24 protein-coding genes are annotated in these 24,716 nt (G+C 67.2%); 17 read left to right on the forward strand and 7 right to left on the reverse strand.

What is annotated here, in order from left to right; all coding sequences use genetic code 11:
* The first annotated feature begins 6 nt into the window (after positions 1 to 6).
* Positions 7 to 1,038 (forward strand): WD40 repeat domain-containing protein, encoded by a 1,032-nt coding sequence (locus ACFYO1_RS26750; protein ID WP_387236459.1) that lies wholly within the window; start codon positions 7 to 9, stop codon positions 1,036 to 1,038.
* A 26-nt stretch (positions 1,039 to 1,064) separates the two neighbouring features.
* On the opposite strand, the gene ACFYO1_RS26755 is transcribed toward ACFYO1_RS26750, so the two are convergent.
* Positions 1,065 to 1,604 (reverse strand): hypothetical protein, encoded by a 540-nt coding sequence (locus ACFYO1_RS26755; RefSeq protein ID WP_387236461.1) that lies wholly within the window; start codon positions 1,602 to 1,604, stop codon positions 1,065 to 1,067.
* Positions 1,605 to 1,639: 35 nt separating this feature from the next.
* Here ACFYO1_RS26755 and ACFYO1_RS26760 point away from each other — a divergent pair, with 35 nt between their 5' ends.
* From ACFYO1_RS26760 to ACFYO1_RS26780, 5 genes are all read left to right on the forward strand, one after another.
* Entirely contained in the window at positions 1,640 to 2,278 is a 639-nt protein-coding gene (locus ACFYO1_RS26760) for a WXG100 family type VII secretion target (protein WP_387236463.1), read from the forward strand.
* 70 nt (positions 2,279 to 2,348) lie between these two features.
* Complete coding sequence (locus ACFYO1_RS26765) at positions 2,349 to 3,746, forward strand: class I adenylate-forming enzyme family protein (protein ID WP_387236465.1); 1,398 nt, start codon at positions 2,349 to 2,351, stop codon at positions 3,744 to 3,746.
* A gap of 21 nt (positions 3,747 to 3,767) precedes the next feature.
* The gene (locus tag ACFYO1_RS26770; RefSeq protein WP_387236467.1) at positions 3,768 to 5,336 is read left to right on the forward strand and encodes an NAD(P)-binding domain-containing protein; all 1,569 of its coding nucleotides are present in this window, start codon (positions 3,768 to 3,770) and stop codon (positions 5,334 to 5,336) included.
* The gene (locus ACFYO1_RS26775; RefSeq protein WP_387236469.1) at positions 5,333 to 6,412 is read left to right on the forward strand and encodes an alpha-hydroxy acid oxidase; all 1,080 of its coding nucleotides are present in this window, start codon (positions 5,333 to 5,335) and stop codon (positions 6,410 to 6,412) included. Before ACFYO1_RS26770 ends, ACFYO1_RS26775 begins: the two co-directional genes overlap by 4 nt.
* Before the next feature lie 8 nt (positions 6,413 to 6,420).
* Positions 6,421 to 7,809: a cytochrome P450 gene (locus tag ACFYO1_RS26780; protein ID WP_387236471.1), complete on the forward strand. Its 1,389-nt coding sequence runs from the start codon at positions 6,421 to 6,423 to the stop codon at positions 7,807 to 7,809.
* 69 nt (positions 7,810 to 7,878) lie between these two features.
* Here ACFYO1_RS26780 and ACFYO1_RS26785 read toward each other — a convergent pair whose 3' ends face one another.
* The gene (locus tag ACFYO1_RS26785; protein WP_387236473.1) at positions 7,879 to 10,881 is read right to left on the reverse strand and encodes an alpha-mannosidase; all 3,003 of its coding nucleotides are present in this window, start codon (positions 10,879 to 10,881) and stop codon (positions 7,879 to 7,881) included.
* A 112-nt stretch (positions 10,882 to 10,993) separates the two neighbouring features.
* On the opposite strand from ACFYO1_RS26785, the gene ACFYO1_RS26790 reads away from it, so the two are divergent.
* The 4 genes from ACFYO1_RS26790 to ACFYO1_RS26805 are packed head-to-tail and all read left to right on the forward strand — an operon-like array spanning position 10,994 to position 15,118.
* Positions 10,994 to 12,379 carry an extracellular solute-binding protein gene (locus tag ACFYO1_RS26790; RefSeq protein ID WP_387236476.1) on the forward strand — a complete coding sequence of 462 codons (1,386 nt, stop codon included), beginning with the start codon at positions 10,994 to 10,996 and terminating at the stop codon, positions 12,377 to 12,379.
* Positions 12,372 to 13,286: a carbohydrate ABC transporter permease gene (locus tag ACFYO1_RS26795; protein WP_387236478.1), complete on the forward strand. Its 915-nt coding sequence runs from the start codon at positions 12,372 to 12,374 to the stop codon at positions 13,284 to 13,286. Before ACFYO1_RS26790 ends, ACFYO1_RS26795 begins: the two co-directional genes overlap by 8 nt.
* Complete coding sequence (locus tag ACFYO1_RS26800; protein ID WP_387236481.1) at positions 13,283 to 14,107, forward strand: carbohydrate ABC transporter permease; 825 nt, start codon at positions 13,283 to 13,285, stop codon at positions 14,105 to 14,107. The genes ACFYO1_RS26795 and ACFYO1_RS26800 overlap by 4 nt, the downstream gene beginning before the upstream one ends.
* Positions 14,108 to 15,118: an ABC transporter ATP-binding protein gene (locus tag ACFYO1_RS26805; RefSeq protein WP_387236483.1), complete on the forward strand. Its 1,011-nt coding sequence runs from the start codon at positions 14,108 to 14,110 to the stop codon at positions 15,116 to 15,118. It abuts the gene before it with no gap.
* 54 nt (positions 15,119 to 15,172) lie between these two features.
* On the opposite strand, the gene ACFYO1_RS26810 is transcribed toward ACFYO1_RS26805, so the two are convergent.
* On the reverse strand, positions 15,173 to 15,532 hold the full coding sequence (locus ACFYO1_RS26810) for a helix-turn-helix transcriptional regulator (protein ID WP_387236485.1): 360 nt from the start codon (positions 15,530 to 15,532) through the stop codon (positions 15,173 to 15,175).
* Between the two features lie 143 nt (positions 15,533 to 15,675).
* On the opposite strand from ACFYO1_RS26810, the gene ACFYO1_RS26815 reads away from it, so the two are divergent.
* The 3 genes from ACFYO1_RS26815 (at position 15,676) to ACFYO1_RS26825 (ending at position 17,460) form a co-directional block, all read left to right on the forward strand.
* Positions 15,676 to 16,095, forward strand: coding sequence for an Hsp20/alpha crystallin family protein (locus ACFYO1_RS26815; protein ID WP_387236487.1), 420 nt, complete (start codon positions 15,676 to 15,678; stop codon positions 16,093 to 16,095).
* A 191-nt stretch (positions 16,096 to 16,286) separates the two neighbouring features.
* Positions 16,287 to 16,643 (forward strand): STAS domain-containing protein, encoded by a 357-nt coding sequence (locus tag ACFYO1_RS26820; RefSeq protein ID WP_387236489.1) that lies wholly within the window; start codon positions 16,287 to 16,289, stop codon positions 16,641 to 16,643.
* A gap of 70 nt (positions 16,644 to 16,713) precedes the next feature.
* On the forward strand, positions 16,714 to 17,460 hold the full coding sequence (locus ACFYO1_RS26825) for a HEAT repeat domain-containing protein (protein WP_387238582.1): 747 nt from the start codon (positions 16,714 to 16,716) through the stop codon (positions 17,458 to 17,460).
* A 6-nt stretch (positions 17,461 to 17,466) separates the two neighbouring features.
* On the opposite strand, the gene ACFYO1_RS26830 is transcribed toward ACFYO1_RS26825, so the two are convergent.
* From ACFYO1_RS26830 to ACFYO1_RS26840, 3 genes are all read right to left on the reverse strand, one after another.
* Positions 17,467 to 18,402, reverse strand: a complete 936-nt coding sequence (locus tag ACFYO1_RS26830; RefSeq protein WP_387236491.1) for an alpha/beta hydrolase family protein — start codon at positions 18,400 to 18,402, stop codon at positions 17,467 to 17,469.
* 221 nt (positions 18,403 to 18,623) lie between these two features.
* Positions 18,624 to 19,019 carry a hypothetical protein gene (locus ACFYO1_RS26835; protein WP_387236493.1) on the reverse strand — a complete coding sequence of 132 codons (396 nt, stop codon included), beginning with the start codon at positions 19,017 to 19,019 and terminating at the stop codon, positions 18,624 to 18,626.
* A 157-nt stretch (positions 19,020 to 19,176) separates the two neighbouring features.
* Positions 19,177 to 19,815 carry an O-methyltransferase gene (locus ACFYO1_RS26840; RefSeq protein ID WP_387236495.1) on the reverse strand — a complete coding sequence of 213 codons (639 nt, stop codon included), beginning with the start codon at positions 19,813 to 19,815 and terminating at the stop codon, positions 19,177 to 19,179.
* Between the two features lie 328 nt (positions 19,816 to 20,143).
* On the opposite strand from ACFYO1_RS26840, the gene ACFYO1_RS26845 reads away from it, so the two are divergent.
* The 3 genes from ACFYO1_RS26845 (at position 20,144) to ACFYO1_RS26855 (ending at position 23,092) form a co-directional block, all read left to right on the forward strand.
* A complete protein-coding gene (locus ACFYO1_RS26845) occupies positions 20,144 to 20,644 on the forward strand; it encodes a hypothetical protein (protein WP_387236497.1) in 501 nt (166 codons plus the stop codon).
* Between the two features lie 22 nt (positions 20,645 to 20,666).
* On the forward strand, positions 20,667 to 21,821 hold the full coding sequence (locus ACFYO1_RS26850; RefSeq protein ID WP_387236499.1) for an MAB_1171c family putative transporter: 1,155 nt from the start codon (positions 20,667 to 20,669) through the stop codon (positions 21,819 to 21,821).
* A 152-nt stretch (positions 21,822 to 21,973) separates the two neighbouring features.
* Positions 21,974 to 23,092 carry a serine hydrolase domain-containing protein gene (locus tag ACFYO1_RS26855; RefSeq protein ID WP_387236501.1) on the forward strand — a complete coding sequence of 373 codons (1,119 nt, stop codon included), beginning with the start codon at positions 21,974 to 21,976 and terminating at the stop codon, positions 23,090 to 23,092.
* A 66-nt stretch (positions 23,093 to 23,158) separates the two neighbouring features.
* On the opposite strand, the gene ACFYO1_RS26860 is transcribed toward ACFYO1_RS26855, so the two are convergent.
* Entirely contained in the window at positions 23,159 to 23,653 is a 495-nt protein-coding gene (locus ACFYO1_RS26860) for a hypothetical protein (RefSeq protein WP_387236503.1), read from the reverse strand.
* Positions 23,654 to 23,929: 276 nt separating this feature from the next.
* On the opposite strand from ACFYO1_RS26860, the gene ACFYO1_RS26865 reads away from it, so the two are divergent.
* Positions 23,930 to 24,709: an alpha/beta fold hydrolase gene (locus ACFYO1_RS26865; protein ID WP_387236505.1), complete on the forward strand. Its 780-nt coding sequence runs from the start codon at positions 23,930 to 23,932 to the stop codon at positions 24,707 to 24,709.
* Positions 24,710 to 24,716: the final 7 nt, after the last annotated feature.

Genomic DNA, 24,716 nt, shown 5'->3' on the forward strand with positions numbered 1-24,716 from the left:
CCAACCATGACCGCGGCCTTCGCGGAGGCATGGCGGACGGCAGTGGTAGACGAGCCGAACGCGTGGGTGCGGGCCGTCGCCTGGGCCGAGGTGGCCGGACGACCGGCGGCGATCGCCGTCGCCGGGCCTACGCTCGCCGCGTGGGACCTCGAGTCAGGTGCACCGCTCATCCGATCGAGCATTCCGGGCGAGCAAGCGGATTCGACGCTGCTGAATCTGACGATCGGGCGCCTCGACAGAACCCCGATCGCGGTGACCGCCGACGTCGCGGGCCGCGTCCGCGCGTGGGACCTGGCCGGCGGTGAACCGCTCGGGAAGCCCATCGCCGAGCTGTACGGACGCGCGGCCGCCCTCGTCGCGGCGCGTGAGCTGCTGCTGATCGGCCGCGGCGCGGGCGCGACCTCGTCGGTGTACGAGGTGCCGGCCAGTTCCGGTTCGGTCGAGGTGTGGGACATCACGGCCGGGCAGTCCATCCACTCGCTGTGGCACGGCGGCTACACCGACTCGCTCGCGGTCGTCGAGCACGGCGACCGCACGGTGGCGGTCGTGGGGTCGACCTACGCCGCGCGACCGCTGCTCGATCCGGACGACGCCGAATCTCAGCTCACGACCTGGGATATCCGGACCGGTGCGACTCTCGGCGAACCCATCCTGCTCACCGGCAACTCGGTGGCCGAACCGATGGCGGCGGGTGTCCTGGACGGGCGCGCGGTCGCGGTCGTGGCGGGCGGCGAAGGTCTGTGCCTGTGGGATCTCGCCGAGCGGCGCCAGCGGACGACGGTCGCCTGCCCCGGCCGGATCGAGGCGATCGTCTGGGGGGAGCTCGCGAGCGGACCGGTCGTGCTGGCCGGCGGCGGTGACGTGCGGGCGGACGGCCGCAATTGGCTGCGGCTCTGGGATCCGCGCGACTGGCGGCTGATCGCCGAGGCCAGTACCGGGACCGGCGGCATCTCGAGCTGCGCGATCGCTCCGGACGGCAGCGTTATCGTCCCTTGGGGTGACCGGGTCCAACTGCTGCGGCGGCCGGAAACGCCTTGACCCGCAGCAGGTTCAGCAGCCGGGAACTAGAGCCGGGCAGACAGGGCCTCGCGATAGGCACTGGCGGCCGCCTCGAGCCGCGCGCGGGTGAAACGCCCCGGCTCGCGGGTGTAGGCGGCGCGACCGGCCGTCGAGATGAACGCGTCCTCGGGGACGGCATCCATCGAGTCGGGGATGAACTTCAAGACTTCGGTCACCGCCTCGACGGCGGTAGCCACCGCGAGCCGGTCGCGGACGTCCTGGTCCGGTGCGGCACCGGCCACCGGCACCAGCGCGACCGACGCGGCGGCCTGCTCGGCGACCAGCAGGAATTCACCGGGGCAGATGATCCGCGAGGCGGTCGGGCCACCGAACGCGGGCGGCGACGGCGGGATGGCCTCATCCAGTTCGAAGGTGAATTGCCGCGGCAGCCCGCACCGCGCACAACTGCCGCCGTAGACCGCAAGCAGGCGCCCCTCCTGGTCCTCACGCAGCACATGTTCGGCTTCGAATTTCGTCTCGCCGCAGGAGCAGGCGTGCAGATCCATATAGAGCTGGCATTCAACGGACGACCGAGCAATAAGCACCTGGAAATGCTACCCCGACCGACCGAAGGAGCACGATGAGTAAACCCGTAGAGATCAAGCCGGAGGGACTGCGCCGCGCCGCAACCGAATTCGACGATGTCGCCGATCGGGCCAAGCAGGTGCTGGACCGATTGAAGGCCGCCTCGGAGAGCAAAGGCGAGCCGTGGGGGCACGACCATGCCGGGGAGAAATTCGCGGACGGGGAAAAGGGGTACAAGAAGAATCGCGACGGCACGTTCTCCTCGCTGTCCAGCCTCGTCGGCGTCTTCCAGGACAACGCGAAGAACCTGCGGGACTCGGCGAAGACGTTCGAGGAGAACGAGCAGGCGGCATTGCGCGCCCGGGAACCCCTGCACCCCACCCGGCAGCACGCGGTAAGACGCTATACCGACGGCTACAGCCCCGCCCTGCACGATTCCATCGCGGCGGTGCCGCGCAGCAGGCTCTTGCGCGCCGACTTCAAGCCGCAGAACGACACGGCCCCGCTCGAGCCGTTCGAGGAACCGCTGCGCGCGACCGATATCGCGCCGCGCCATGCGGTGCGCGCCGACATGTACACGCCCGAAGGCGAGGTCACCGAACCCGAACCACTGCGTTTGGCCGACCGCGCACCACTCCACGCGGTGCGCGCCGACATGTACACACCCGAAGGCGAAGTCACCGACCCCGAATAGGGTTTGGCGTAGCGGCCAAACTTGTTGAATCTCAAAGTATCTCGAGGGCGGAATCACTATCATCGGTCCGGTGAGCTTTCCCGGGTCGATCGTTCAGGCGTTGCGTGCCGCCCCGGAGAAAGCGGTGGTCGAGCACGGTGCGCGGGTGGTCACCCGGGGGCAGTTGCTCACGATGATGGGCACGATCGCCGAGGGACTGCGTGGGTCGGGACTCGGCCCGGGGTCCGGCGTGGCCATGGTCGTGGACGTGAGCGCCGAGTCGTTGGCCGCGTATCTCGCGGCGTACACGCTCGGCTGCCGGGTGATCGGGGTGCGGCCCGGGCTCAGCGAGCGTCAGCGGCGGCATGTGCTGAGCAATGGCGTGGACGCCGTCTTGGACGACCAGCGGGTAGCGGCGTTGCTGCGCGGCCCGGCGCAGCCGTTGACCATCGAGGCGCGGGCGGGTGACATCGCGCGGGTGTCCTACACCAGCGGCACGACCGGGCTCCCCAAGGGCTGTGCGCAGACCTATGCGGCGATGTCCGCGCACTGGTCCTGGGGTGAACCGACGTGGAGCCCGGATACCGCGCAGCTGGCTGCCTGTTTCGGCCGCTATCTACTGTTCGGCACGTTGGCCAGCGCGGTCGTGCAGGACTATCTCGCGCTGTGCCTGCTCGGCGGCGGCACCGCGGTGATTCCCGAACCCGGTGGTGCGCAACTATTTCCCGAGGTCATCGAGCGGTTGCGGATCACCGCGACAATCATGAACGTGCCCCGGCTCTATCAGATGCTGGACGCGCTGCGCGCCACGCCGGCCGACACCGGGACCCTGCGGGCCATGGTGGTCGCGGGATCGCCGCTGGCCGCACATCGGCTCGCGGAGGCGGCCGAGGTACTGGGTCCGGTGGTGCACCAGGCCTACGGGCAGACCGAGACCGGCGGGTTGGCCGCGCTGTCCCCGCAGGACATCGGCAGCGGCGTGCTCACCTCGGTCGGCCGGCCATTGCCCGGGGTGCGCGTCGAGGTCCGCGACGGCGAGATCTACGTCCGCAACGACTACATGATGTCGGAGTACTTCGGCGATCCGGCCGAGACGGCCGACGTGCTCGTCGACGGCTGGATGCGCACTCGCGACCTGGGTTATCTGGAGGACGGCTACCTCTACCTGACCGGCCGCGCGCGAGACGTGATCATCGTCGACGCGCTGCCGGTGTATGCCGGGCCGATCGAGCGGGTACTGGCCGGGCATCCCGATGTGGACCAGGCCTACGTCGTCGGCGCACCCGATGACCGGCGCGGCGAGGCGGTACACGCCTTCGTCGTCCCGCGCGCCGGGCACTCCCCCGACGCCACCGCGCTGTCCGCCCTGGTGCGCGCGGAGCTCGGCGAATCGAGCGTGCCGCAGACCTACACGGTGGTGCCGGACGCCCCGATCGCGGCCAGCGGCAAGCCGGACAAGAAGGCCTTGCTGGAGCTATATCCAAGGTAAGCACGACGTTTGGAGGAGACCTTGTCAGAGCTCGACTACCTGATCATCGGCGCGGGTCCGGCCGGTCTCCAGATGGGCCACCATTTACAGGCGGCCGGTCGCGACTATCTGATCGTCGAGGCCGGAGCGGCCGCGGGCACCTTCTTCAGCCGGTATCCCCGGCACCGTCAGCTGATCTCCATCAACAAGGTGCACACCGGCTGGGACGATCCCGAGCTCAATATGCGGATGGACTGGAACTCGCTGCTCCCCGGACCGCTGTTCAAGGAATACACCCCGCGCTTCTTCCCCGCCGCCGACGACATGGTCCGCTACCTCGGCGATTTCGCTGCGCGACACGAGCTTTCGGTCCGGTACGACACCCGGATCGAGCGGATCACCCGACCGGACGCGTTCGAAGCCGTCGATCAGCACGGGAACGTGCTGCGCGCGCGACGATTGATCGTGGCCACAGGTGTCTCGAAACCCTATGTCCCGCAGATCCCCGGCATCGAGACCGCCGAGCTGTACACCGAAGTATCGGTGGACCCAGCGGATTTCACCGACCAGCGGGTGCTGATCATCGGAAAGGGCAACTCGGCCTTCGAGACTGCCGACAACCTGATCGAAACCACCGCCGTCATCCACGTGGCCGGTCCGCATTCCATCCGGCTGGCCTGGCAGTCGCACTTTCTCGGCCACCTGCGTGCGGTCAACAACAACTTCCTGGACACCTATCAGCTGAAGTCGCAGAACGCGATCCTGGACGGCAACGTCATCGACATTGCCCGGCAGTCGGATTCGTCGTATCTGGTGACCGTGAGCTTCTCCCGGGCCGACGAGGTCACCAAGGACATCCGCTACGACCGGGTGATCGTGGCGACCGGCTTCCGGTTCGACGCTTCGATTTTCGCGCCGGAATGCCGGCCGGAGCTGGCGATCAACGACCGGTTCCCGGCGCAGACGCCGGCGTGGGAATCGGTCAACGTGCCAGGGCTCTACTTCGCGGGCACGATCACGCAGGTACGCGATTTCAAGAAGTCGACCAGCGCGTTCATCCATGGGTTCCGTTATGGGACAAGGTCATTGCATCGGATTCTGGAGCAACGCGAGCATGCGCGGGAATGGCCGAACCGCGAGCTGGCCGGGACCGCCGATGATGTCGGTGAGGCGATCCTGGCACGGGTCAACCGGACGTCGGCGTTGTGGCAGCTGTTCGGGTTCCTCGGCGATGTCGTCACGCTGAACGCGACCGGGACGGCGCGGTATTGGGAGGAGCTGCCGGTCGATTATGTGGCAGACGCGATCGCGGCGGGGTCGCTCGGCGAGGTGGACAGCTACTTCGTGATCACGTTGGAGTACGGCAAAGACCATGACCGGGTCGATCCGTTCGACATCAACGCGAAGCGGATCGCACAGTCCGACGCCGAGAACGCTCTGGACGGCCGCTATCTGCACCCCGTGTTGCGGCAGTATCGCGATGGCGAGCAGATCGCCGAACACCACATCACGGAGAACCTCGAGAACGAGTGGGTGCACGAAACAGTCCACCGCAAGCCGCTTTTCGATTTCCTCGAGACAGCGCTACCCGCGCCGGAGCCGTCCCGATGAGCGGCCCGCTGTCCGCGCTCGAGCAGCGGGCGCGGGAGCTGCTCGACCCAGCACATTACGACTACTTCGCCGGCGGCGCGGGCGAAGAGGTCACCCTGGCCGACAACGAGCACGCGTTCCGGCGGCTCGCGTTGCTGCCCAGGGTTTTACGCGACACCACCGGCCGGTCCAGTGCCATCGAACTGCTGGGCGATCCGAGTAGCATGCCGGTCTTCGTGTCGCCTACCGCGTTTCACCGATTGGCTCATCCCGACGGTGAGCGGGCGACCGCGCGAGGTGTGGCGGAAGCCGGTCTCGTCATGATCGCCAGCATGGCCGGGACGGTGGCCATCGGCGAGGTGACCTCCGCCGCCCGGGAGGTCGACCGCGACGCGCGCGTGTGGTTCCAGCTGTATCTGCACCCCGAGCCGGAGGTGACCGCGGAGCTGGTCCGGCGCGGCGAGCGGGCGGGCTGCACGGCGCTGGTGGTCACCGTCGATTCCCCGGTGCGCGGCCGGAGGTTCCGGGAGGATCGCCACGGCTTCCACGACCTGCCCGCGGGTATGTACGCGGAGAACATGCGCGGCTTACCGGGGACGACCGGAAACGGGGTTCGGTCGATCGCGATGTCGGCCGAGTTCACCTGGGACCACCTGCGTCGCCTTCGTGAGCTGACCCGGCTTCCGGTCGTGCTCAAGGGGATCCTGCACCCCGAGGACGCGCGGCTGGCGGTGGAGCACGGAGCCGACGCGATCGTCGTGTCCAATCATGGTGGCCGCCAACTCGATACCGTGTGCGCGACGTTGGACGCGCTGCCCGCGATCAGTGCGGCGGTGGCCGGGCGGATCCCGGTGTACCTCGACGGCGGGGTCCGGCGCGGCTCGGATGTGGTGCTGGCGCTGGCCCTCGGCGCCACGGCGGTCGGTGTGGGACGGCCGGTGCTGTGGGGCTTGACCGTCGGCGGCGACAAGGGGGTGACGGACGTGCTGGACACGCTGCGCTCGGAGTTCGAGCACACGCTGACCATGTGCGGAGTAGCCGCACTGTCCGACCTGAACGCGGACCTGGTCACCGTGCGAGGGGCGGCAAGGTCTTGAAGCGATCGATGTCGCTGCTGGCGGCCGCGGGCGCACTGTGGGCCGTGTCGCGTTGGTTGCCGCGAGCAGTGGTGACCCTGCGGGTGTGGATTTTCGCGAAAGTCAACGGCAGCAACGAGATAACCCTCCCCGGCGAACGCGGCGGGCCCGACCTGTTCCTGCGTCTGTACTCGGACCCGGCGGCCAACGGACGCAGCCGGGGAGCGGCGCTGTCGGACCTGTTCTGGTACTGGCTCGCCCCCGGCCCCGAGGTACATCAGGAACACCTCGAGGACGGGCCGCGCTACGACGAGGCGGCCCGCACCACCCGGGCCATCCTGTCGCTGCCTACTCCGGAGATCGAGCGCCTTGCGGACCGCTGCACCCGCCGAGTACTCCGCGAACTACCCCGCCGGCCACTGGCCTTGGTCCGGCTACGCGACCTGATGATGCCGATCTGGGCAGAGTTCTTCTACGAGTTGGTCTTTCGCGAGCCCTGCCCGCCGCACGCCCGAGCTCTCATCGTCGGCAATGCCGACGACGTGGTCACCTCACTGAAATGCACCGGCCTGCGCCATATGTGCCGCCGCGACCGCCTGACCCGCTACCTGCTGGACCGAATCGACGCCGGCGATGTACCGCACCAATTGCCCGGCTCGCTCGACCGACTCGAACGCGCCCACTACCTGCAAGGCGCATTCTTCAACACCGCCGTCGTCCAGATGTCCGAAGGCATGGCCCACCTGCTGCTGGCGATCGCCCAGCACCAAGACGTCCAAGACCGTCTCCTGGCCGAGCCGAACACCCAGTACCTGGACCACGTACTCGACGAAACCCTGCGCCAGTTCCCGCTTTTCGGCATCGCCCACCGAATCACCACCGCCGACATCAACATCGGAAACGGCACCACCATCCCCTCCGGAACAGTGCTCTGCTTCAACTACCAGGAATTCGAACGCACCGGCCACACCGACCCCGACCGCTTCAATCCCGACCGCTGGACCACCCACCGCCCCAAAGACACCCACCACATCCCCTTCGGCGTGGCCGCCAACCGACCCTGCCCCGCCTGGCGCCTCTCCCCGATAGCCATGCGCGCCGTAACCCGAACAGTCCTGTCCCACCACCACCTACGCTCTTCCGTCTCCCACACCCGCTCCATCCCTCACCGAGCCCCCTGCCTCCTCCTCTCCCCCGCCAACCCCCCATCCCCGATCCGGCTGCGCACCGCCCTCACCGCCCTACGCGCCCGAGACCGCTTCGAAGACGTCTGGCGCGGCACCACCCAACTCCTCCTCGGCACCTGGATGGTCCTGGACGCCCGCCGCCTCCACCTCTGCCAAACCCACTTCGCCACCCAACCCCCCACCTGCCCGGTGGCCCATCCACCCCAACCCACCTGCACACCACTGCACTGACGTAGATGCGATCTATGTAGATCGGATCTACGTAGATTCGATCTACATAGATCGCACCCGGCGGCGGGTTCAGGGACGGGTGAAGCGGAGGGTGACGAGTTGGAAGGGGCGCAGGTGGAGGCGGACTCCGGAGGGGGCTGGGGTTGCGGGGGTGTCGGTTATCGGGCGCTCCAGTAGGTCGCAGGCCCGGAACCGGGTGTATTCGAAAGCGGGGGTGATCAGGGTGGAGGCTCGGCCGCCGTGGGACTCGTAGACGCGGAGGATGAGGTCGCCGGTGGCGTCGTCGGCGAGTTTGACGGCGCTGGTGACTACGGCGTCGTTGTCGATGGTGAACAGGGGGGCAACGGGTTCGGCTACGCCCGCACGCAGGGGGGTGAGGTTGATGCGGTAGCCGGCTCGGACTGCGTCGCCGATGGTGGCGCCGGGGATCAGGGAGTGGCGGAAGTGGTGGGCGCCGTGGTCGGTTTGGGGGTCGGGGAAGCGGGGGGCGCGGAGCAGTGAGGCACGCACGGTGGTGGTTGTTCCGCCGTCGGGGCGGACGGTGCGGGTGACGTCGTGGCCGTAGGTGGAGTCGTTGACGAGGGCTACGCCCCAACCGGGTTCGGCGAAGTGGACGAAGCGGTGATTGCAGGCTTCGAACTTGGCGTATTCCCAGCTGGTGTTGGTGTGGGTGGGGCGGTACAGGTGGCCGAACTGGGTTTCGGCGGCGTAGCGGTCGGCGTGAATGTCCAGGGGGAAGGCGAGTTTGAGGAACTTCTCGGTTTCGTGCCAGTCGACGGTGGTGTCGATGTCCAGGCCGTGCGCGCCCGGCCGCAGGGTCAGGGTCTGTTCGACCGTGGACGAGCCGAATGACCGGCGAATCCGGATCCGACTCGAATCCGGTTCTGCGGCAATAAAGTCTACCTCGACGAGGTCGGTGACGCGGTTGCGGTAGAAGATGTCGACATCCCAGGCATCCCACGAGTTGGGCAGATCAGGATGCAGCTGAAGCAGATTCGCGGCCGAACCCGGCGGCAGGGTCTCGCGCTGACGCTCGGCATCGAACAGCGACACGACGAGTCCACGCGCATCGACCTCGACCCGTAACAGACCGTTGTCGAGAACGAATCCGCCCTCCGTGCGCTCGGTCACCGGGCACGGATCACCCGAATCCGCCGGTCCGGCGGCACCGGCCGGAATCGAGCGCCACGCGTGCGGTGCCGGGTTGAAGACGTTCGGCCCCACCTGCTCACCGCCGAGCGCCCACTGGGACTGCTCGATGATCGCCGTAAGCTCCTCGGCCACTTCGGCGTAGGTCTGCTCCGCCTCTCGATACACCCAGGCGATCGACGACCCCGGCAGGATGTCATGGAACTGGTTCAGCAGCACCGTCTTCCAGATCCGGTCCAGCGCCGCATAGGGATACTCGACACCCTTGCGAACCGCGGCAGTCGCGGCCCACAGTTCGGCTTCCCGCAACAGGTGCTCGCTACGCCGATTGCCCTGCTTGGTCTTCGCCTGACTGGTCAGCGTCGCGCGATGCAGCTCCAGGTACAGCTCACCCACCCACACCGGCGGGTTCTGGTACTCCGCTTCTGCTTTCGCGAAGAAGTCGGCGGGCTTGTCCCACCGCACCTTCGGCGAACCCTCGAGGTTCTTCATCCTGGCCGCCTTGGCGACCATCTCCCGCGTCGTCCCGCCCCCGCCGTCGCCGTAACCGGTCGGCGCCAGCGACCGCGTCGCCCGGCCCTTTTCCTTGAAATTCCTTGCGGCATGCGCGATCTCACGCCCCTGCATCGAACAGTTATAGGTGTCGACCGGCGGGAAGTGAGTGAAGATCCGGGTCCCGTCGACCCCCTCCCACAGGAACGTGTGGTGCGGGAACTGATTGATCTGGCTCCAGGAAATCTTCTGGGTCAGTAGCCATTTGCTCCCGGCGGCCTTGATGATCTGGGGCAGCCCGGCGGCGAAGCCGAACGTATCGGGCAACCACGCCTCCTCGTTCTCGACCCCGAATTCCGCCAGGAAGAATCGCTTGCCGTGCACGAACTGCCGCGCCATCGCCTCGGACCCGGGCATATTCGTATCGGCCTCGACCCACATGCCGCCGGCCGGCACGAACCGCCCCGCCGCCACCGCCGCCTTGACCTCCGCGTACACCTCCGGCCGATGCCGCTTGATGAAGTCGTATTGCGCCGCTTGGGACATCGCGAAGACGAACTCGGGTTCCTCGGCCAGCAACGCGGCCATGTTCGCCGTGGTGCGCGCGACCTTGCGCACCGTCTCCCGCAGCGGCCACAGCCACGCCGAGTCGATATGCGCGTGCCCGACCGCCGAGATCGTGTGCGCGGACGATATCGCCGGCTTGGCCAGCGCCTCGACCAGGCAGGCGCGTGCCGCCGCGGCAGTGCCGTTGACGTTCTGTAGATCGATCGCGTCGAGTGCCCGCTCGATTGCCCGGACGATGTCGTAGCGCCGGGCCGGATCCTCCGGCATCTCGTGCATCAGCTCGCCGAGCACCTCCAGATCGAGCACCAGCTGCCAGACCTCCTCGTCGAACACCACGAGATCCATTCGGCCCAAACGGTATTGCGGATCGGCGCCCGCGGTGAGCTTGTCCCCGAGCGCGGTCGGCGCGAAGAACGGGATGACCGGATTCGAGGCCGCCTCGACATGCAGCAGCACCTGTTCACCGCCGACCGCCGGTTTCGCCACCCGCACCCACTGGCTCCGCGGATGCAGCCCCTTGACCGGCGATCCATCCGGCCGGTAGACCAGCCCTTCGCACTGGAAGCCGGTCATGTTCGGATCGAAGCCGATATCGATGATCGCCTCGACCGTCTTGCCCGCCCACTCGGCAGGCACCGTCCCCTCGACGGTGAGCCAGCTCGTCCCCCACGGCGCACCCCATTGCGCGCCGGGCCGGATCGGCGTCCGCGGCGCGGCCAAGCCCTCGGCGACCGGCACCGGCTCATCCGGCGCGACCCAGATACCCGCGGTGAGCGGCACCGATTCCGGATAGATCGCCGGCGCGATCCGTTCCGTCAGGACTCGTCCGAGGCGGCTCTCGATCAACCGACGGTCATCGTGCATAGCGGTGGCTCCGATCGGATCGTGGGCATGATGATCGAACTGCACCCATTCTGCGACAGCGCGGTGAATTCTCCGGCACAGTGAGTATGGATCTGCCTTGCAGGAGGAACCCATGGCGTCGAACTGGCGGTTGTTCGCGGCGGTGGTGAGCGTCAGCTCGCTCTTGGCAGGAGGGGTGGCGTGCGGGTCGGACAGCGGCCGGGAGACGGTGACGATCACCGCGAACGCGATCAACTCGGCCGGCGGGAAGAACGCGGCCGAGGCGAAATGGATCGAAGACTGGGTCATCCCGAAATTCGTGGCCCAGCAACAGGCCAAGGGCGTCACCGTGACGGTGAAGTTCCAGGCGACCGGGGTTCCGGACGAGGATTACAAGAGCCGGATCGCCAAAGACCTGAAGACCGGCACCGGGGCCGATGTCGTGTCGCTGGACGGGATCTGGGTCGGCGAGTTCGCCGAGGGCGAGCAGATCGAGCCGCTCGATGAGCTGGTCGGCGCGGATCGGGTGCGGGCGTGGGATGGCTGGCAGCACATTCCGGCCACCGTGCAGCAGCTGACCTCGTACAACGGCACGCAGTACGGCATACCGCAGGAGACCGACGGACGGGTGCTGTTCTTCAACCGCAAGCTGTTCCAGCAGGCGGGCATGCTGGCGGACTGGCAGCCGACCAGCTGGGATCAGGTGCTGGAGGCCGCACGAAAGCTGAAGGCGGTGCCCGGAATCGTTCCGGTGCAACTGAATGCGGGCACCAGCTTCGGCGAGGCGACCACCACGCAGGGCATTCTGCCCTTGCTGGCCGGCACCGGCAGCAACCTATTCGAGGACGGGAAGTGGGTGGGGAACACTGCGAAATTCCGTGCGGTGCTGGACTTCTACCGCGCGTTGTACGGGGAGCAGCTGGGCGACGCGGAATTACAGCAGGACGCCAAGGGCCGGGAGAAGAGCTTCGAGAAGTTCGCCAAGGGCCAGGTGGGAATCCTGTTGGAGAGCGACTACTTCTGGCGCGGCGTACTGAATCCCCGCGGCGGCAGCTTCCCGATGGCCGACCGGGACACCCAGGTGGGCTGGGCGAAGATCCCCGCGGCCGCGCCTGGGACCGGAGTGCACAACCAGGACTTCGTGAGCGTGTCCGGTGGCGGCGGGAGGCTGATCAACCCGAAGAGCAAGCACGTCGAATTGGCCTGGGAACTCTTGCAATTCATGAACTCACCGGAGGCGTTCAGCGCGTTGATCGCCGGCGGCGGGCCACGAATCACCGCACGGCAGGACGTGAATGCCGATGCCCTGGGCGAAGATCCGATGCTGACCTTCGTGTCCGAGCAGATCCTGCCGATCACGTCGTTGCGGCCGGCGCTGCCGGAGTACACCAAGGTATCCAAGGCGCTCGCGCAGGCGACGCTGGACGTGGTCACCGGTAAGAGCACGGCGGATGCCGCTGCGGCGTATGGCAAAGCGGTGAAGGAGGCGGTCGGCACGGACAAGGTATCCGGTGACTGAACCCGTCGTCACCGAGGTACCGAGGGGCGGATCCGACACCGACGTCGCCGGGTTGGGGCGCTGGCGGGCGAGTGCGTTCGTCGCACCGGCGCTGTTGCTGATCGCCGCGTTCCTGGTCTTCCCGGCGCTGTGGTTGCTGTGGATCGGGTTGACGAATCTCACCGTGTCCGGGCGCACCTCGGTGCACGTTTCCTTTGTGGGACTGGACAATTACGCGAAGGCGCTGACGGATCCACTGTTCGGCAACAGCGTGTGGATCACGCTGCTGTTCGTGTTCGGTTCGGCCATCATCGGGCAGAACTGCCTCGGGTTCACCCTGGCCTGGTCGATGCGCACCGCCGCGCGCTGGGTGCGCGCGGTGGTGGAAAGCCTGGTGCTGCTGGCCTGGATCTTGCCCGCCAGTGTGGTCGCGGTGCTGTGGATCGCGATGCTCGACCGCGACGAGGGTTCCGCCAACCGGCTGCTGGACACCCCCGGGTACGCGTGGATGATCCAGCAACCGCTGGTCGTCATCGTCGTGTTCAACATCTGGCGCGGGACCGCGTTCTCGATGCTGCTGTATTCGGCGGCGCTGTCCACGGTCCCGCCCTCGCACCTCGAAACGGCCCGGCTCGCCGGGGCTTCCGGACCGCAGATCGCGCGGGACGTGCTGTTTCCGCACCTGCGCGGGCATGTCCTGACCAATACGTTGCTGATCAGCCTGTGGACCTTCAACGACTTCACCCCGTACCTGCTCACCCGCGGTGAACCGAATCATCGCAGCGAGACCGTGCCGATCTTCCTGTACCGGCAGGGAATCGACGACGGCGCACTGGGTTACGGCGCCGCCGCGTCGGTGCTGATGCTGCTGATCAATCTGGTGCTGGCACTGTTCTATCTGCGCCTGCTGCGAAGGAGGACGCGGTGAATCCACGCCAGATGGCCGGGCGGATCGGGTTCTATACGTTCGTCGCGGTGGTGACCGGGTTCTTCGCGTTGCCGATGCTGTGGCTCGCTTCGGCGCCGTTCGACGCCAACCCGGGGTATGCCCCACGGTTTCCGAAAAAGCCGACCCTGCGCCATTTCTCGGCGCTGTTCGAGAACGACCTCACCATGGGCTCGCTGTGGAACTCCGTGCTGCTGTCCTTCCTCTGCATGGTGCTGGTGGTCTCCAGCGCGGCGCTCGCGGCGTACGCGCTGTCTCGGGTCCGGATCCCCGGCCGAGATGCCCTGCTGTACTTGCTGTTACTGCTCTCCAGCGTGGTCACCGGCACCGCGGCGATGGTGCCGATCTTCCTGATGATCTGGAAAATCGGTTTGCTGGACCGGGAATTCGGCGTCGTGCTGGTGCTGTCCGGCGGGTTGCTGCCCGCGGCGATCTTCATCCTGAAGGACTTCATGGACTCGGTGCCCCGGTCCTACGAGGAATCAGCGCGAGTGTTCGGCGCGGGACCATTGCGCATCCTCCGCGACATCGTGGTGCCGCTCGCCCGGCCCGGACTGGCGACGATCGCGGTATGGACGGTGGTGAATGTGTGGGGCAGCTACCTGGTCCCGTTCCTGCTGCTGCGCGATCAGGACAAGCAGCCGGCCGCCGTGGTCGTGCGCACCTTCTACGACGAGGGCGGCGGAGCACAACTCGGCCCGATCTCGGCCTTCTCCCTGCTGTACTCCATCCCGGTCGTGCTGATGTACCTGTTCGTCAACCGGCGCTACGGCTTCCGGCTCCACGGAGGGATCAAGTCCTAGATGGCGCAGATCGATCTGGCCGGCCTCACCAAGGTCTTCCCCGGCGACGTCAAAGCCCTTGACGCCCTGAGCTTCACGATCAACGACGGTGAGTTCTTCGCGCTGCTCGGCCCTTCCGGATGCGGCAAGACCACCCTGCTGCGCACCATCGCCGGCCTGGAAACCCCGACCAGCGGCCGGATTCGGATCGACGGCAAGGACGTCACCCGGCTGTCCCCCGGTCGGCGCGACGTGGCCATGGTGTTCCAGGACTACGCACTGTTCCCGCACATGACGGTGCTCGACAACATCGCCTACCCGCTCAAGGTGCGCGGCACCGATCGGCGGACCCGCGCGGCGAAGGCGACCGAGACCGGCGATCAGCTGTCGCTACAGGGATTGATGGACCGCCGCCCCGCCGAACTGTCCGGCGGGCAGCAACAACGAGTCGCGCTGGCGCGCGCGATGGCCTGCCACCCCAAGGTCTTTCTGTTCGACGAGCCGCTGTCCAACCTCGACGCTCGCCTGCGACTGGAAGCCCGTACGTTCCTGAAGAAGCTGCAACACGAACTCGGCGTGACCACCGTGTTCGTCACCCACGATCAAGCCGAGGCGCTCGCCCTCGCCGACCGGATCGCCGTGATGTCCGACGGCCGGATCCGCCAACTGGGCACTGCCCGCGAGGTATTCCGCAGGCCCGCAGACACGTTCGTGGCCAACTTCATCGGCTCCACCCCCATGAACCTGATCCCCGGCGAGCTGGCCGGGCTCGAATCATCCGTCGTCTGGGGAGCCCGCCCGGAATACCTCAGCTTCTCCACCACAGCCGTCGACGGCGCTCTGCACGGCACCGTGTCCACGGTCGAGCACCTCGGCGCGACTTCCCTTGTCACCGTGGCGGGCACCGGGTTCAGCGTGGGCGTCACCGTCCCCGAGGCGGCGGAGCCCGCCTTGGGCACCGCCGGTTGGGTAGTCCCGCAACCCGACCGCGTCCTGCGCTACGACGCAGCGTCGGGCAACCTACTGCCCTGACCTCGCGTCGGCCGAACGTCATCAGGTCACGCGCGAGCGCCGCATCGATCGATGCTATTTAGATGTCTCGCTGCGGGCTCGGTTGTCGGCGCGCAGGGCGGTGTTGTCGTCGCGGAGGCGGTCGTTGTCGGTATTCAGGGTGGCGTTGGTGTCTTCTAGGTCGAGAATGCGTCCGATGCCCGCGAGGTTCACCCCGGCGGCGGCGAGGGCGGCGATGCGCTGGAGCCGAGCGATGTCGTCACCGCTGTAGCGACGGGTGCCGCCGTCGCTGCGAGCGGGGGTGAGCAGGCCGTGGCGTTCGTAGAGCCGCAGTGTCTGCACGCCGATCCCGGCGAGGTCGGCGGCGACCGAGATCCCGTACACAGCTTGGCCTGGGTCGGGTAGATGTGATCCTGGCTGAGGGTCCTGCTGCATCGCTCTCCTCATCTGTAGGTTTCGTTCAGGTTTTCTATTCTAGACACTTGCACTCATATGTCGAGAGTGCTACAACAAATCTATGCCATTTGGCGCAGATTATCTGACTCGATAAAGAATGGAGTGTGTTGGAGGTGGCGACCATGCTGATGCGTACCGATCCGTTCCGTGATCTGGACCGTCTCACGCAGCAGGTGTTCGGCACAGCGGCTCGGCCCGCGGTGATGCCGATGGACGCCTGGCGCGAGGGCGACGAGTTCCTGGTCGAGTTCGATCTCCCGGGGATCGACCCGAAATCGCTGGATCTGGACATCGAACGCAATGTGGTGACCGTGAAAGCCGCTCGCCCGGAACTGGATTCGGGTCGATCGATGATCGCCGCGGAACGCTCCCGCGGGGCATTCAGCCGCCAGCTGTTCCTGGGTGAGGGCCTCGATACCGACAATATCCGCGCCGACTACACCGATGGGGTGCTGCGCCTGGCCATTCCGGTCGCGGAGCAGGCCAAGCCGCGCAAGATCGAGATCGAGCACCACGATCGGCGGCAGGCGATCAACGCCTGATCCGTCTGCCGCGGCGCTGACGAAAGCCCGGCGTTCCGGGCGGGCCCGGCCACCGGACCCGCCCGGTCCACCATTGGAAACAACTATGCGAGGAGGTATGCCATGGCCGTGGTCCCCAGCAGCTACGCCGGGCGGCACACCCATGGGGGCGAGGCCGTGGTCAGCGAATCCGTCACGATGACAGGGCCGCTATGACCGCCGAGTCGCGTGCGCTGCAGGTACGCCTGAACTGGGTCGGCACGACAGCGGTGCTGACCGCCCGCGGCGAGGTCGACGCGGCATCCGCGCCCCAGCTGCAATCCGGGATCGAGGAAGCGCTGGACCGGACGCCCCCGGTGCTCGTGATCGATCTTTCGGGGGTGGGTTTCTTCGGATCCGCCGGGCTCAGCGTGCTGCTGCTCGCGTTGGAAAAGCTCGCGAAGGACAGTTTGCGGGTGGTCGCCTCGCCGCAGGTGCGGCGACCGATCGAGGTGACCGGACTCGACGGGATGCTCGACCTGTTCGAGACCCTGCCGGCCGCGCTGCACTCAGGGGACCTCCCCGCTTGACCTGACCCTGGTTTCAACCGAAAACCCTTATCCACAAGCGCCATAACATCGCTACGGCCTTCTGGTGGCCATGCTCGTGCACCTGACACCGGAGAAGAACGCCCGCCGAATCCGCCGGGCGGGCATCGCCGCGTCGGGATATCGGCGCGGGGTGTTCTGCATGCCGGTGCTGCCGTCTTACGTGCTGTCGCATCAATGGTTGCGCGAGTTGCGTCGGGGCGGGCAGCGACTGATTGTGGCAGTGCACTTCCGAGTTCCCGACCACGAGCTCGTCCGAGTCGGGCACTATTCGGCGGGCGGCACGGAAATGACCGCGGCCGAGGCCGTTTCGGTGATCCTGCATGCTGACGATCCACGCGGATACCAGATCGTCATACCCCGTTCGATCGCACCCGCCGAGCTGCATCGGGTTCGGCAGGTACGTCAGGTGACCGGGTGGCGGTACCGGCCCGACGCGCACGGCCGGCGACCTTGCGCGTGTCCCGCATGTCTGGGACGCGGAGAATACAAGGCTGCCGTCCTGCGCCGCCGATTCGACCCCGACCCGCCGGAGCTCACGAAACCTCAACTGCTGGAACAACTCCGGAACGCGGCCACCGATGACGACGTGATGATCGCACTCTATGGCCTCGGCCGTCGTAGCCGTGGCGACGTCGATGACGTAGCAGGCTACGCCGACCACCCCAACCCCGACGTCCGGTACGCGCTCGCGTGGGCGTTGCACCGATATCGGGGCAAGGAGGCCCGGCGCCTGCTGGCCCGCTTGGCCGCCGATCCCGATTCCGAAGTGCGCCGCGAGGCGATGCAGCGCCGGTAACCCGGCCTACTTGTTATCGATGCGCCCGATCGGATCGGCGGATCGGGCGAGATCCAATTGGCACTGCTTCCAACCTGTTTCGTCGATCCCTAGCGCGCTGCGCAGGTAGGCCCACGACGCCTGACGGATCAGGGCGACCCGGTCGGGGCTCTCGTCGGTGGTGTCCTTGGCGTCGTAGGCGTGGATTCCGCCCAGCGAGTGTTCGGCGCCGAACAAGGTGAGCAGGCTTTCCGCGCCGGGGCTGTAGGTATAGACGTCGGTGAACCAGTCGGGGCCGCGGGTCGAGAGCAGGGACTGGTCGTGGTCGCCGGCGACCACCAGGGTCGGCGTGGCCAGGCCGGTGAAGTCGGGGTTCATGAAGGCGAAGTTCTGCACCGCGAACGGGGTCAGGTCACCACCGCCGATGCCGGTAGTGGCAAGCAGCACACCGACTTTCACGCGAGCGTCGGTCAGGTCCGGACCGGGTTGCCCGTCGGCGTCGAGGACGCGCGCGCCGAGCAGCATGCCGACGGTCTGCCCGCCCCACGAGTGGCCGGCGACGGCGATGCGGTCGCGGTCGATGCGCTCGGCGAGGCCGGGGACAGCGGCGGCAATGTGGTCGAGCCGGTCGAGTACGCGCACGACGTCGTCGACGCGGGTGCGCCAGATGTCCGGATACCGCGGGTCGGACGGGGCGAGGGCGAGCGTGCGCGAATCGAGGAATGTCGGCTGGATGACGACGAACCCGTTGCCTGCCCAGAAATCGACCAGCGGGTCGTAGGACGCCATCGACTTGCCGAAGCCGTGGGCGAGGACGACGACCGGGAGGTCGAGGCCGGAGACCGGTGCCGAGAGGCGAACTTGCAGGTCTTCACCGCGATCCGGCACTGGTAGGACGACCGGTTTGATGCTGATGATCGGAGTGGTCAGGGCGGGGACGGCACTCGGGGCGGGTGCGGGCATGCGGGTTCCCTTCGAACGTGAGGAGCGCCGCGTCCATGGGCGGACGCGCAGGTTCCGGCGGGCACGACAGTCAACCGGAGCGCCGTTCCGAATATACGGAACAGCGCTCCGATTGACAAGTGAGGTCCGCGAAGGGAGCGCCGCGTACCGGCAGAGAACCGCCGGGCGTGCGGTCCGATATGGACCCCACGCCCGATCAGGCTGCGCCGGAATCACATTCGTCAGGCGTCGAGAGCCGCAGTGATCTTGCGCGCCATTGCGGCCACCGCGGGGCTCACCTGCCCCTTGCCGGACTGTTCGGCGGCTTCGACCGCGACCAAGACCGTGTCGCGGAAGTTGCCCGCCTCGTCCGGAGACTGCTCGCCGAGCAACTGCACGCTCGCGGTCAGCGCGGGCAGCACCTGATCGGCGAGCTCGGCCACGGACTTACCCGGCAGGTGAATGTCTTTCGACTTGGCCGAGAGCACGTGCCCGACCAGCCCGGTCGCCGAGGTCAGTGCGGTAGATCCCTGCGCGATGCCCTTGTGCGGCGCACCGGCGGCGGCCAGCAGTGCGACGGCGCCGTAGGCGGCGGTGCGCAGGGTGCTCTTGTCTTGGTCGGTGATGGTGATGGACATGTCGTGTACTCCTCGAAATCGGTTGTGGCACCGGGTCGGTGCCGATGTACACACTCTGTCCGGGACCGCTGACACCGCGCTGACACGCACCTGACAGTCCCACTGACATCGCGATCGGCGCGTTACAGGTGCACCCCACCGCTCACCTCGCCCATCGTCACTCCCCCACCTTGACGCAGAGTTCGGTTCCGCCGTGCAACGGCAGCGTGACCGACAGGAAGCCGTTGGCCGGATCACGAACGTAGGCAAGGAAATCGGGCTCGGCGTTGTCGTTCATGACATACCCGCCGATGCGCAGCTGCGGTGCGATGATCTCGATAAGCTCCCGCGCGAGCGACGGCTCCGCACCGAGCCAGCCATCGATCAGCGCGAAGTCGACCGGGCCGCCGAGGTCGCGCAGCGTAATCCGCGCGTCACCTTCGCGGATCTCGGCGTAGCCGGCGAGCCCGGCATCGGCGAGGTTGCGCCGGGCGGTGGCGACCTTGGCGGGCACGATCTCCGATCCGATCACCGTGCCGCCGCCGTTGTCCCGCATGGCAGCGGCGAAGTAGAGCGTCGACATGCCGACCGAGGTCGCGAACTCGACGACCCGGGTCGCGCGGAGACCGCGGCACAGCAGATAGAGCAGGTCACCCTGGTCCGGGGAAATGGAGAAGCCGTACTCGCTGTAGGCGTGCGGATCACGCTCGCGGCCGTGGCGCGGGTCGTCGGGTGGATACTGTTGCGCCGCGGCGAGTCTGGCGATGACGGCGTTGACCACGGGGTCGAGGATGGGGCGGTGGGTGTCGGCGATCATGATCGAATCTCCTTCGCTCAGTGTTCGGCAATGCGTTCCGACGGACGCCCGCCTCGCGCGGACATCCGTAATGCATTGCGGCCCAGCATAAATCACTCACAACGACGCTCCGCCCGAGCGGGACGCCGCCGGTAGTAAGGCAAGGCTAATGTGGCCTGATGACGGCAGGCGGCCAACCACAGCCGCGAAACGGCCGATCGCGGACGGACGCCGGCCCGCCCGCGATCGCTGAAAGATCGCCCGGGTCCGGCTGAACCAGCTCGCGCAGCAGCCGGACGGCAGCCTGCTCCCCTGGACAATCCGGACCACCGGCGGCGAAGATGGCTCCATGTTCCGACGCGCCGGTCTCGACCCCGCCGTCGAACGAGTCCGAAAGCTGGCGGATTCGCTCGACGTGCCGCGGCCGTGGAATCTGGCGACCTTCGTCGAGGGTGTGGCGGAACGGGTCGGCAAGCCGATTCTGATCGTTCCCCGGCAAGACCTGACCACCGGCGGATTTCCGTGCGGACTCGTCGTCGAGCGCGCCGACGATATCGTCATCGCCTACGACGCGGCCAGCACCGGCTATCACACCGATCACATCGTGATGCACGAGATCGCCCATCTGTTGCTCGATCACGCCGGATTCGTCTCGGCGGGCGCCCAGCGCCGGACGCTCGCGACGCTGTTTCCCGACCTGGACATCGACAGCGTGCTGCGCGTGCTGGCCCGCAGCGATTACGACGACGTCGATGAGAACCAGGCCGAACTGTTCGCCTCCATGCTCATGTCCGACGTGGAGGTCGATCGGCCGCGCTCGGTGCTCGGCCGCTTGGTCTTCCGGCGCTGAGCCGCGCGCAACGATGACCTCGATGCTGCCGACGGCGGTGACGCTGCCCACCGTGATCGCCGCCTTCCTGTTGCTCGCCGGCCGTCTCGTCGGCTTGCTCAGCACCGGCCTCGACCGCCAGGTCACCATCGCCTTCGGCTGTCTCGTCGCCACGGCGGCGACCCGCGAACCGACGGTGGCCCGTCTCGTCAGCGAGCTCTCCGGCGGCCGGCTCTCCGAAAAGCTGATACTCGAACTGGGTGTGGTCGGTTTCAATGTCGGTTACGCGGGCGGTCTGCTGATCGGGGCGGCGCTGTTGCATCGCACCCGCTCGCCGCGCGTCGCCTACGGCATGGCCGTCGTATTCAGTGTGGTGGCGCTGTGTTTTAGCACGGTGGACGGAGGCGACGGCACGATCTTCGAACGCACCGGCTGGGCGCAGTTCGGCTACTGGCTGTGCACGATGCCGATCGGCACGGCGATGGCGGTCCTCGTCATCCGCGCGGCCATGGCCGAACTGCGCAACCAGGTCGGCCGCCGGGAGTCGGCGGTGTACGTGGCGATCCTGCTGTGCGGCGTCGCGGTCCTCATCCGGGTCGGCGCCACGCTGGCGGCGGCCACCATCCGAATCGCCGGGCCGCGCAACTCGTTCACCGATGTCCAGGCCGTCATCGATCGCAACGGCGTGTTCTTCGATCTCCTGCTCTGCATGGGGTTGACCCTGACCGCGATAGTCGCCGCGGCGCGCAGCCGGCGCGACGTCAACGATCTGACCCGCCATCGGCGAGCGCTTCGCCCGCTGTGGGCCGAACTGACCGCCGCGTGTCCGGAGATCGTGCACCACGGCCCCGTACCGCACGGCGCCCAGCCCAACCGATATCTGCTGCACCGCACCGTCATCGAGATCCGCGACAGCATCCTCGACCTGTCCCGCTACGCGACACCGCACCCACCCGAGATCGACGCGGCGATCGTCAGCACCGCGCCGGCCGGGCCTGCCCGCGACGCACTGGACCGCGCCGTCATGCTCGTCCGTGCCCGCGACACCAAAGCGCACGGCGGCCCACCGACCGGCAGCCGCCACTTCGTCCTCTCCGCCGCCGACAGCCTGCTCGACGAGGTCACCGAATTGACCGCCATCAGCGCGCAATGGGCGATCGCCGAGGGCATCGCGGCCGGACAGCGCAGCTTGCGATGACTCGCGCTGGTTGCCGTTGCGTTCTGGGTCATCCGTGGCGGCCCGGCATCGACGATTGCCAGCGGCCGCGATTCCATCTGGCACTCCGGCGTGAGGGGCAGTAGTACTGCGGTCCAATGTGCCTGCGGGGCCGGGGTTCTTAACGTCGGTCCATGCGTATTCCAGCCTTTGCTTTTTCGATCTGTGCGGTGGCGGCGTTGGTGGTCGGCTGTGCGGCGGACCCGGTCGAGGCGGCGGCGGACGGCGCCCGTGTGGATGTGGTCCGCGGCGATCTCGACGCGTTGGTCCGTTCCGGCGCGGTCGGGGCGCTTGCGACCCTCACCGAGAACGGTGACACGACCGTCTCGACCGCGGGTCTGGCCGATGCCGCTACGCGGACCTCGATCCGCACCGATCGTCCGGAGTATGTCCGGATCGGCAGTGTCACCAAGACTTTCACCGCCGCGATCGTGCTGCAACTGGTGGCCGAACAGCGTATCGACCTGGACCGGTCGATCGACACGTATCTGCCGGGCCTGCTCGTCGGTGACGGGATCGACGGGCGGGTCATCACCGTCCGGCAGATCCTCGGACATCGAAGTGGGCTGCCCGAGCCGGTCGAACCCGAGGGGTTGAACGAGTACACGGCGGCACGCGCGGGGCGCACCTACACACCCGCGCAGGAGATCGCTCTGGCCTTGCGGCATCCGGCAACATTCGTTCCCGGTGCTCGATTCGAGTACGCCAACATCAATTATCTGGTCGCCGGTGTGTTGATCGAAACGGTGACCGGGCACCGGTACGCCGACGAGCTGCGCGACCGAATCCTCACTCCGCTGGGACTTTTGGACACCTACCTGCCCGCCACCGGCGACACCGGTCTGCGCGACCCACACCTGACCGGCTATGCGACGGTCGACGGCCTCATGACGGACCAGACGCGGATCGAGCCGTCCATGCCGTGGACGTCGGGTGCGTTGGTCAGCACCGGCGCCGACCTGAATCGCTTCTTCACCGCGTTGCTGGCCGGACAGGTGGTGCCGCACAACCAACTACGGCAGATGCTCGACGGTGTCGACATGGGCAATGGTGACGGCATGTCCTACGGGCTCGGTGTCGGATACACCCAACTGCCTTGCGGCGCACAGTTTGTCGGCAATGTCGGCGGAGTGCCCGGATTTACCGCCGTCTCCGGTGCGACGTCTTCCGGTCGGGCGGTGACCTTTTCCTACACCGGCACCGTGACCGACGCGGATCTCGGCGGGATGCTCAGCCACGCGCTGTGCGGGTGAACATCCCGCCGGCCGTGCGACCGCTCGAACTGCTGAACCAACCGTCGACATTCGCGGTGCCGCTCGTCACGGGGCGACCGGATCGATGGGTACCGCGGATTCAGCCGTTCGAGCCGGGGTGCTGATTGTGGCGTAGACAATCGTCGCGGTGAACAGCGCGAGGAAACCTAGGCCCAGGGCAGGCATGGCGAGCGTTTGAGCTTGGTTCAGATACTCGGGGGTGTGGCTGTTGTAGCCGTCGACGCCGAGGAGGCGGCCGGCCGGTGACTGCCAGTCGTCGGCGTCACCGCCGTCGGACATGAACCAGCAGAAGATCGTCAAGCCGAGGAGGTAGCCGCACAGCAGGGTCAGGACGACGGCCTGCCGCATCTTTGTCGCGGCGGTGAAAGCACTGGTGGGCAAGCATATTCCGCGTGCCATCCAGGCCAGGAGCGCAAAGCTCACCAGCCATAGCGGTGCGCCGAAGACGAACAGGAAGGCGAAGATCCAGCCGGGCTCTACGAGGAACCTGGCCACGATGTCTACCACTTGCACTACCAGGATCGCCGTCGCGGTAACCACGGCCCACCTGCGCATCCCACTAATCACCGCTTCCCTCCCATGCTCGGGTCGTGCCTGCGGTTCGAGTGTTCACCGAATCCCGGATCGGATCATGAGTATTCCTACGGTGCCGGGCTCGGTGGTTCCACCCGCGCACCTCAGAAAACCCGCTTCACCAGGCATTACGCCTGTGCTCGCATCGGCCCGGACCGCGAGCACGAAAATCTTGTACAAATGTCTTGCACATTTGTCTCAACTGGTTTAGGTTCTTCTTGTCAGCAACTGAAGGAGACCGAAATGCCCATCACCCGCACCACTTTCACCATCGACGGCCGCAACCTGTCCTACCTGGACTTCGGCGGTACCGGACGCACCGTGCTCGCACTGCACGGCCACATGTCCGACGCCGAGAGCTTCAGCGGGCTCGCGGAGCGGTTGGCGCCCGGCTCGCGGCTGATCGCACTGGACCAACGCGGACACGGCTTCTCCGATCGCGCCGCCGACTACTCCCGGGCCGGCTATATCGCCGACATCGCCGCACTGCTCGACCATCTCCAACTGGAAAGCGTTGTGCTGCTGGGACATTCACTCGGCGGCATCAACGCCTACCAGTTCGCCGCCCGCCATCCCGAGCGGGTCGAGGCGTTCATCGACGCCGACGGACCGGCCAGTCTCGGCCTCGACGGCCAGAACCCACTCCAATTCGTCCTGTCCCTCCCCTACGCGGCACCCACCCGCCAGGAACTCGTCGACGGCATGGGATCGATGGCCACCATGTTCGGCAATCTGGTCCGCGAGCGCGCCGACGGCAGCTGGAGCCTGCCGTTCCACCCCCGCGACATCGTGGACTCCGAAAACCAAGTACACGGCGACCATTGGGCCGACTGGCTGGCCACCACCTGCCCCGCCCTCCTCATCCGTGCCACCCACGGCGTGATCCCGCGAGAGCAGGCCGAAGCCATGATCGAACGCCGCCCCAACACCCGAATGATCGAACTAGACACCGATCACTTCGTCTACACCAACGATCCGGACGGATTCGCCAAGGCAGTCAACGAGTTCCTCCTCGACCTATAGCCCTACC

This window comes from Nocardia sp. NPDC006044 (assembly GCF_042871115.1).
Lineage (GTDB): Bacteria > Actinomycetota > Actinomycetes > Mycobacteriales > Mycobacteriaceae > Nocardia.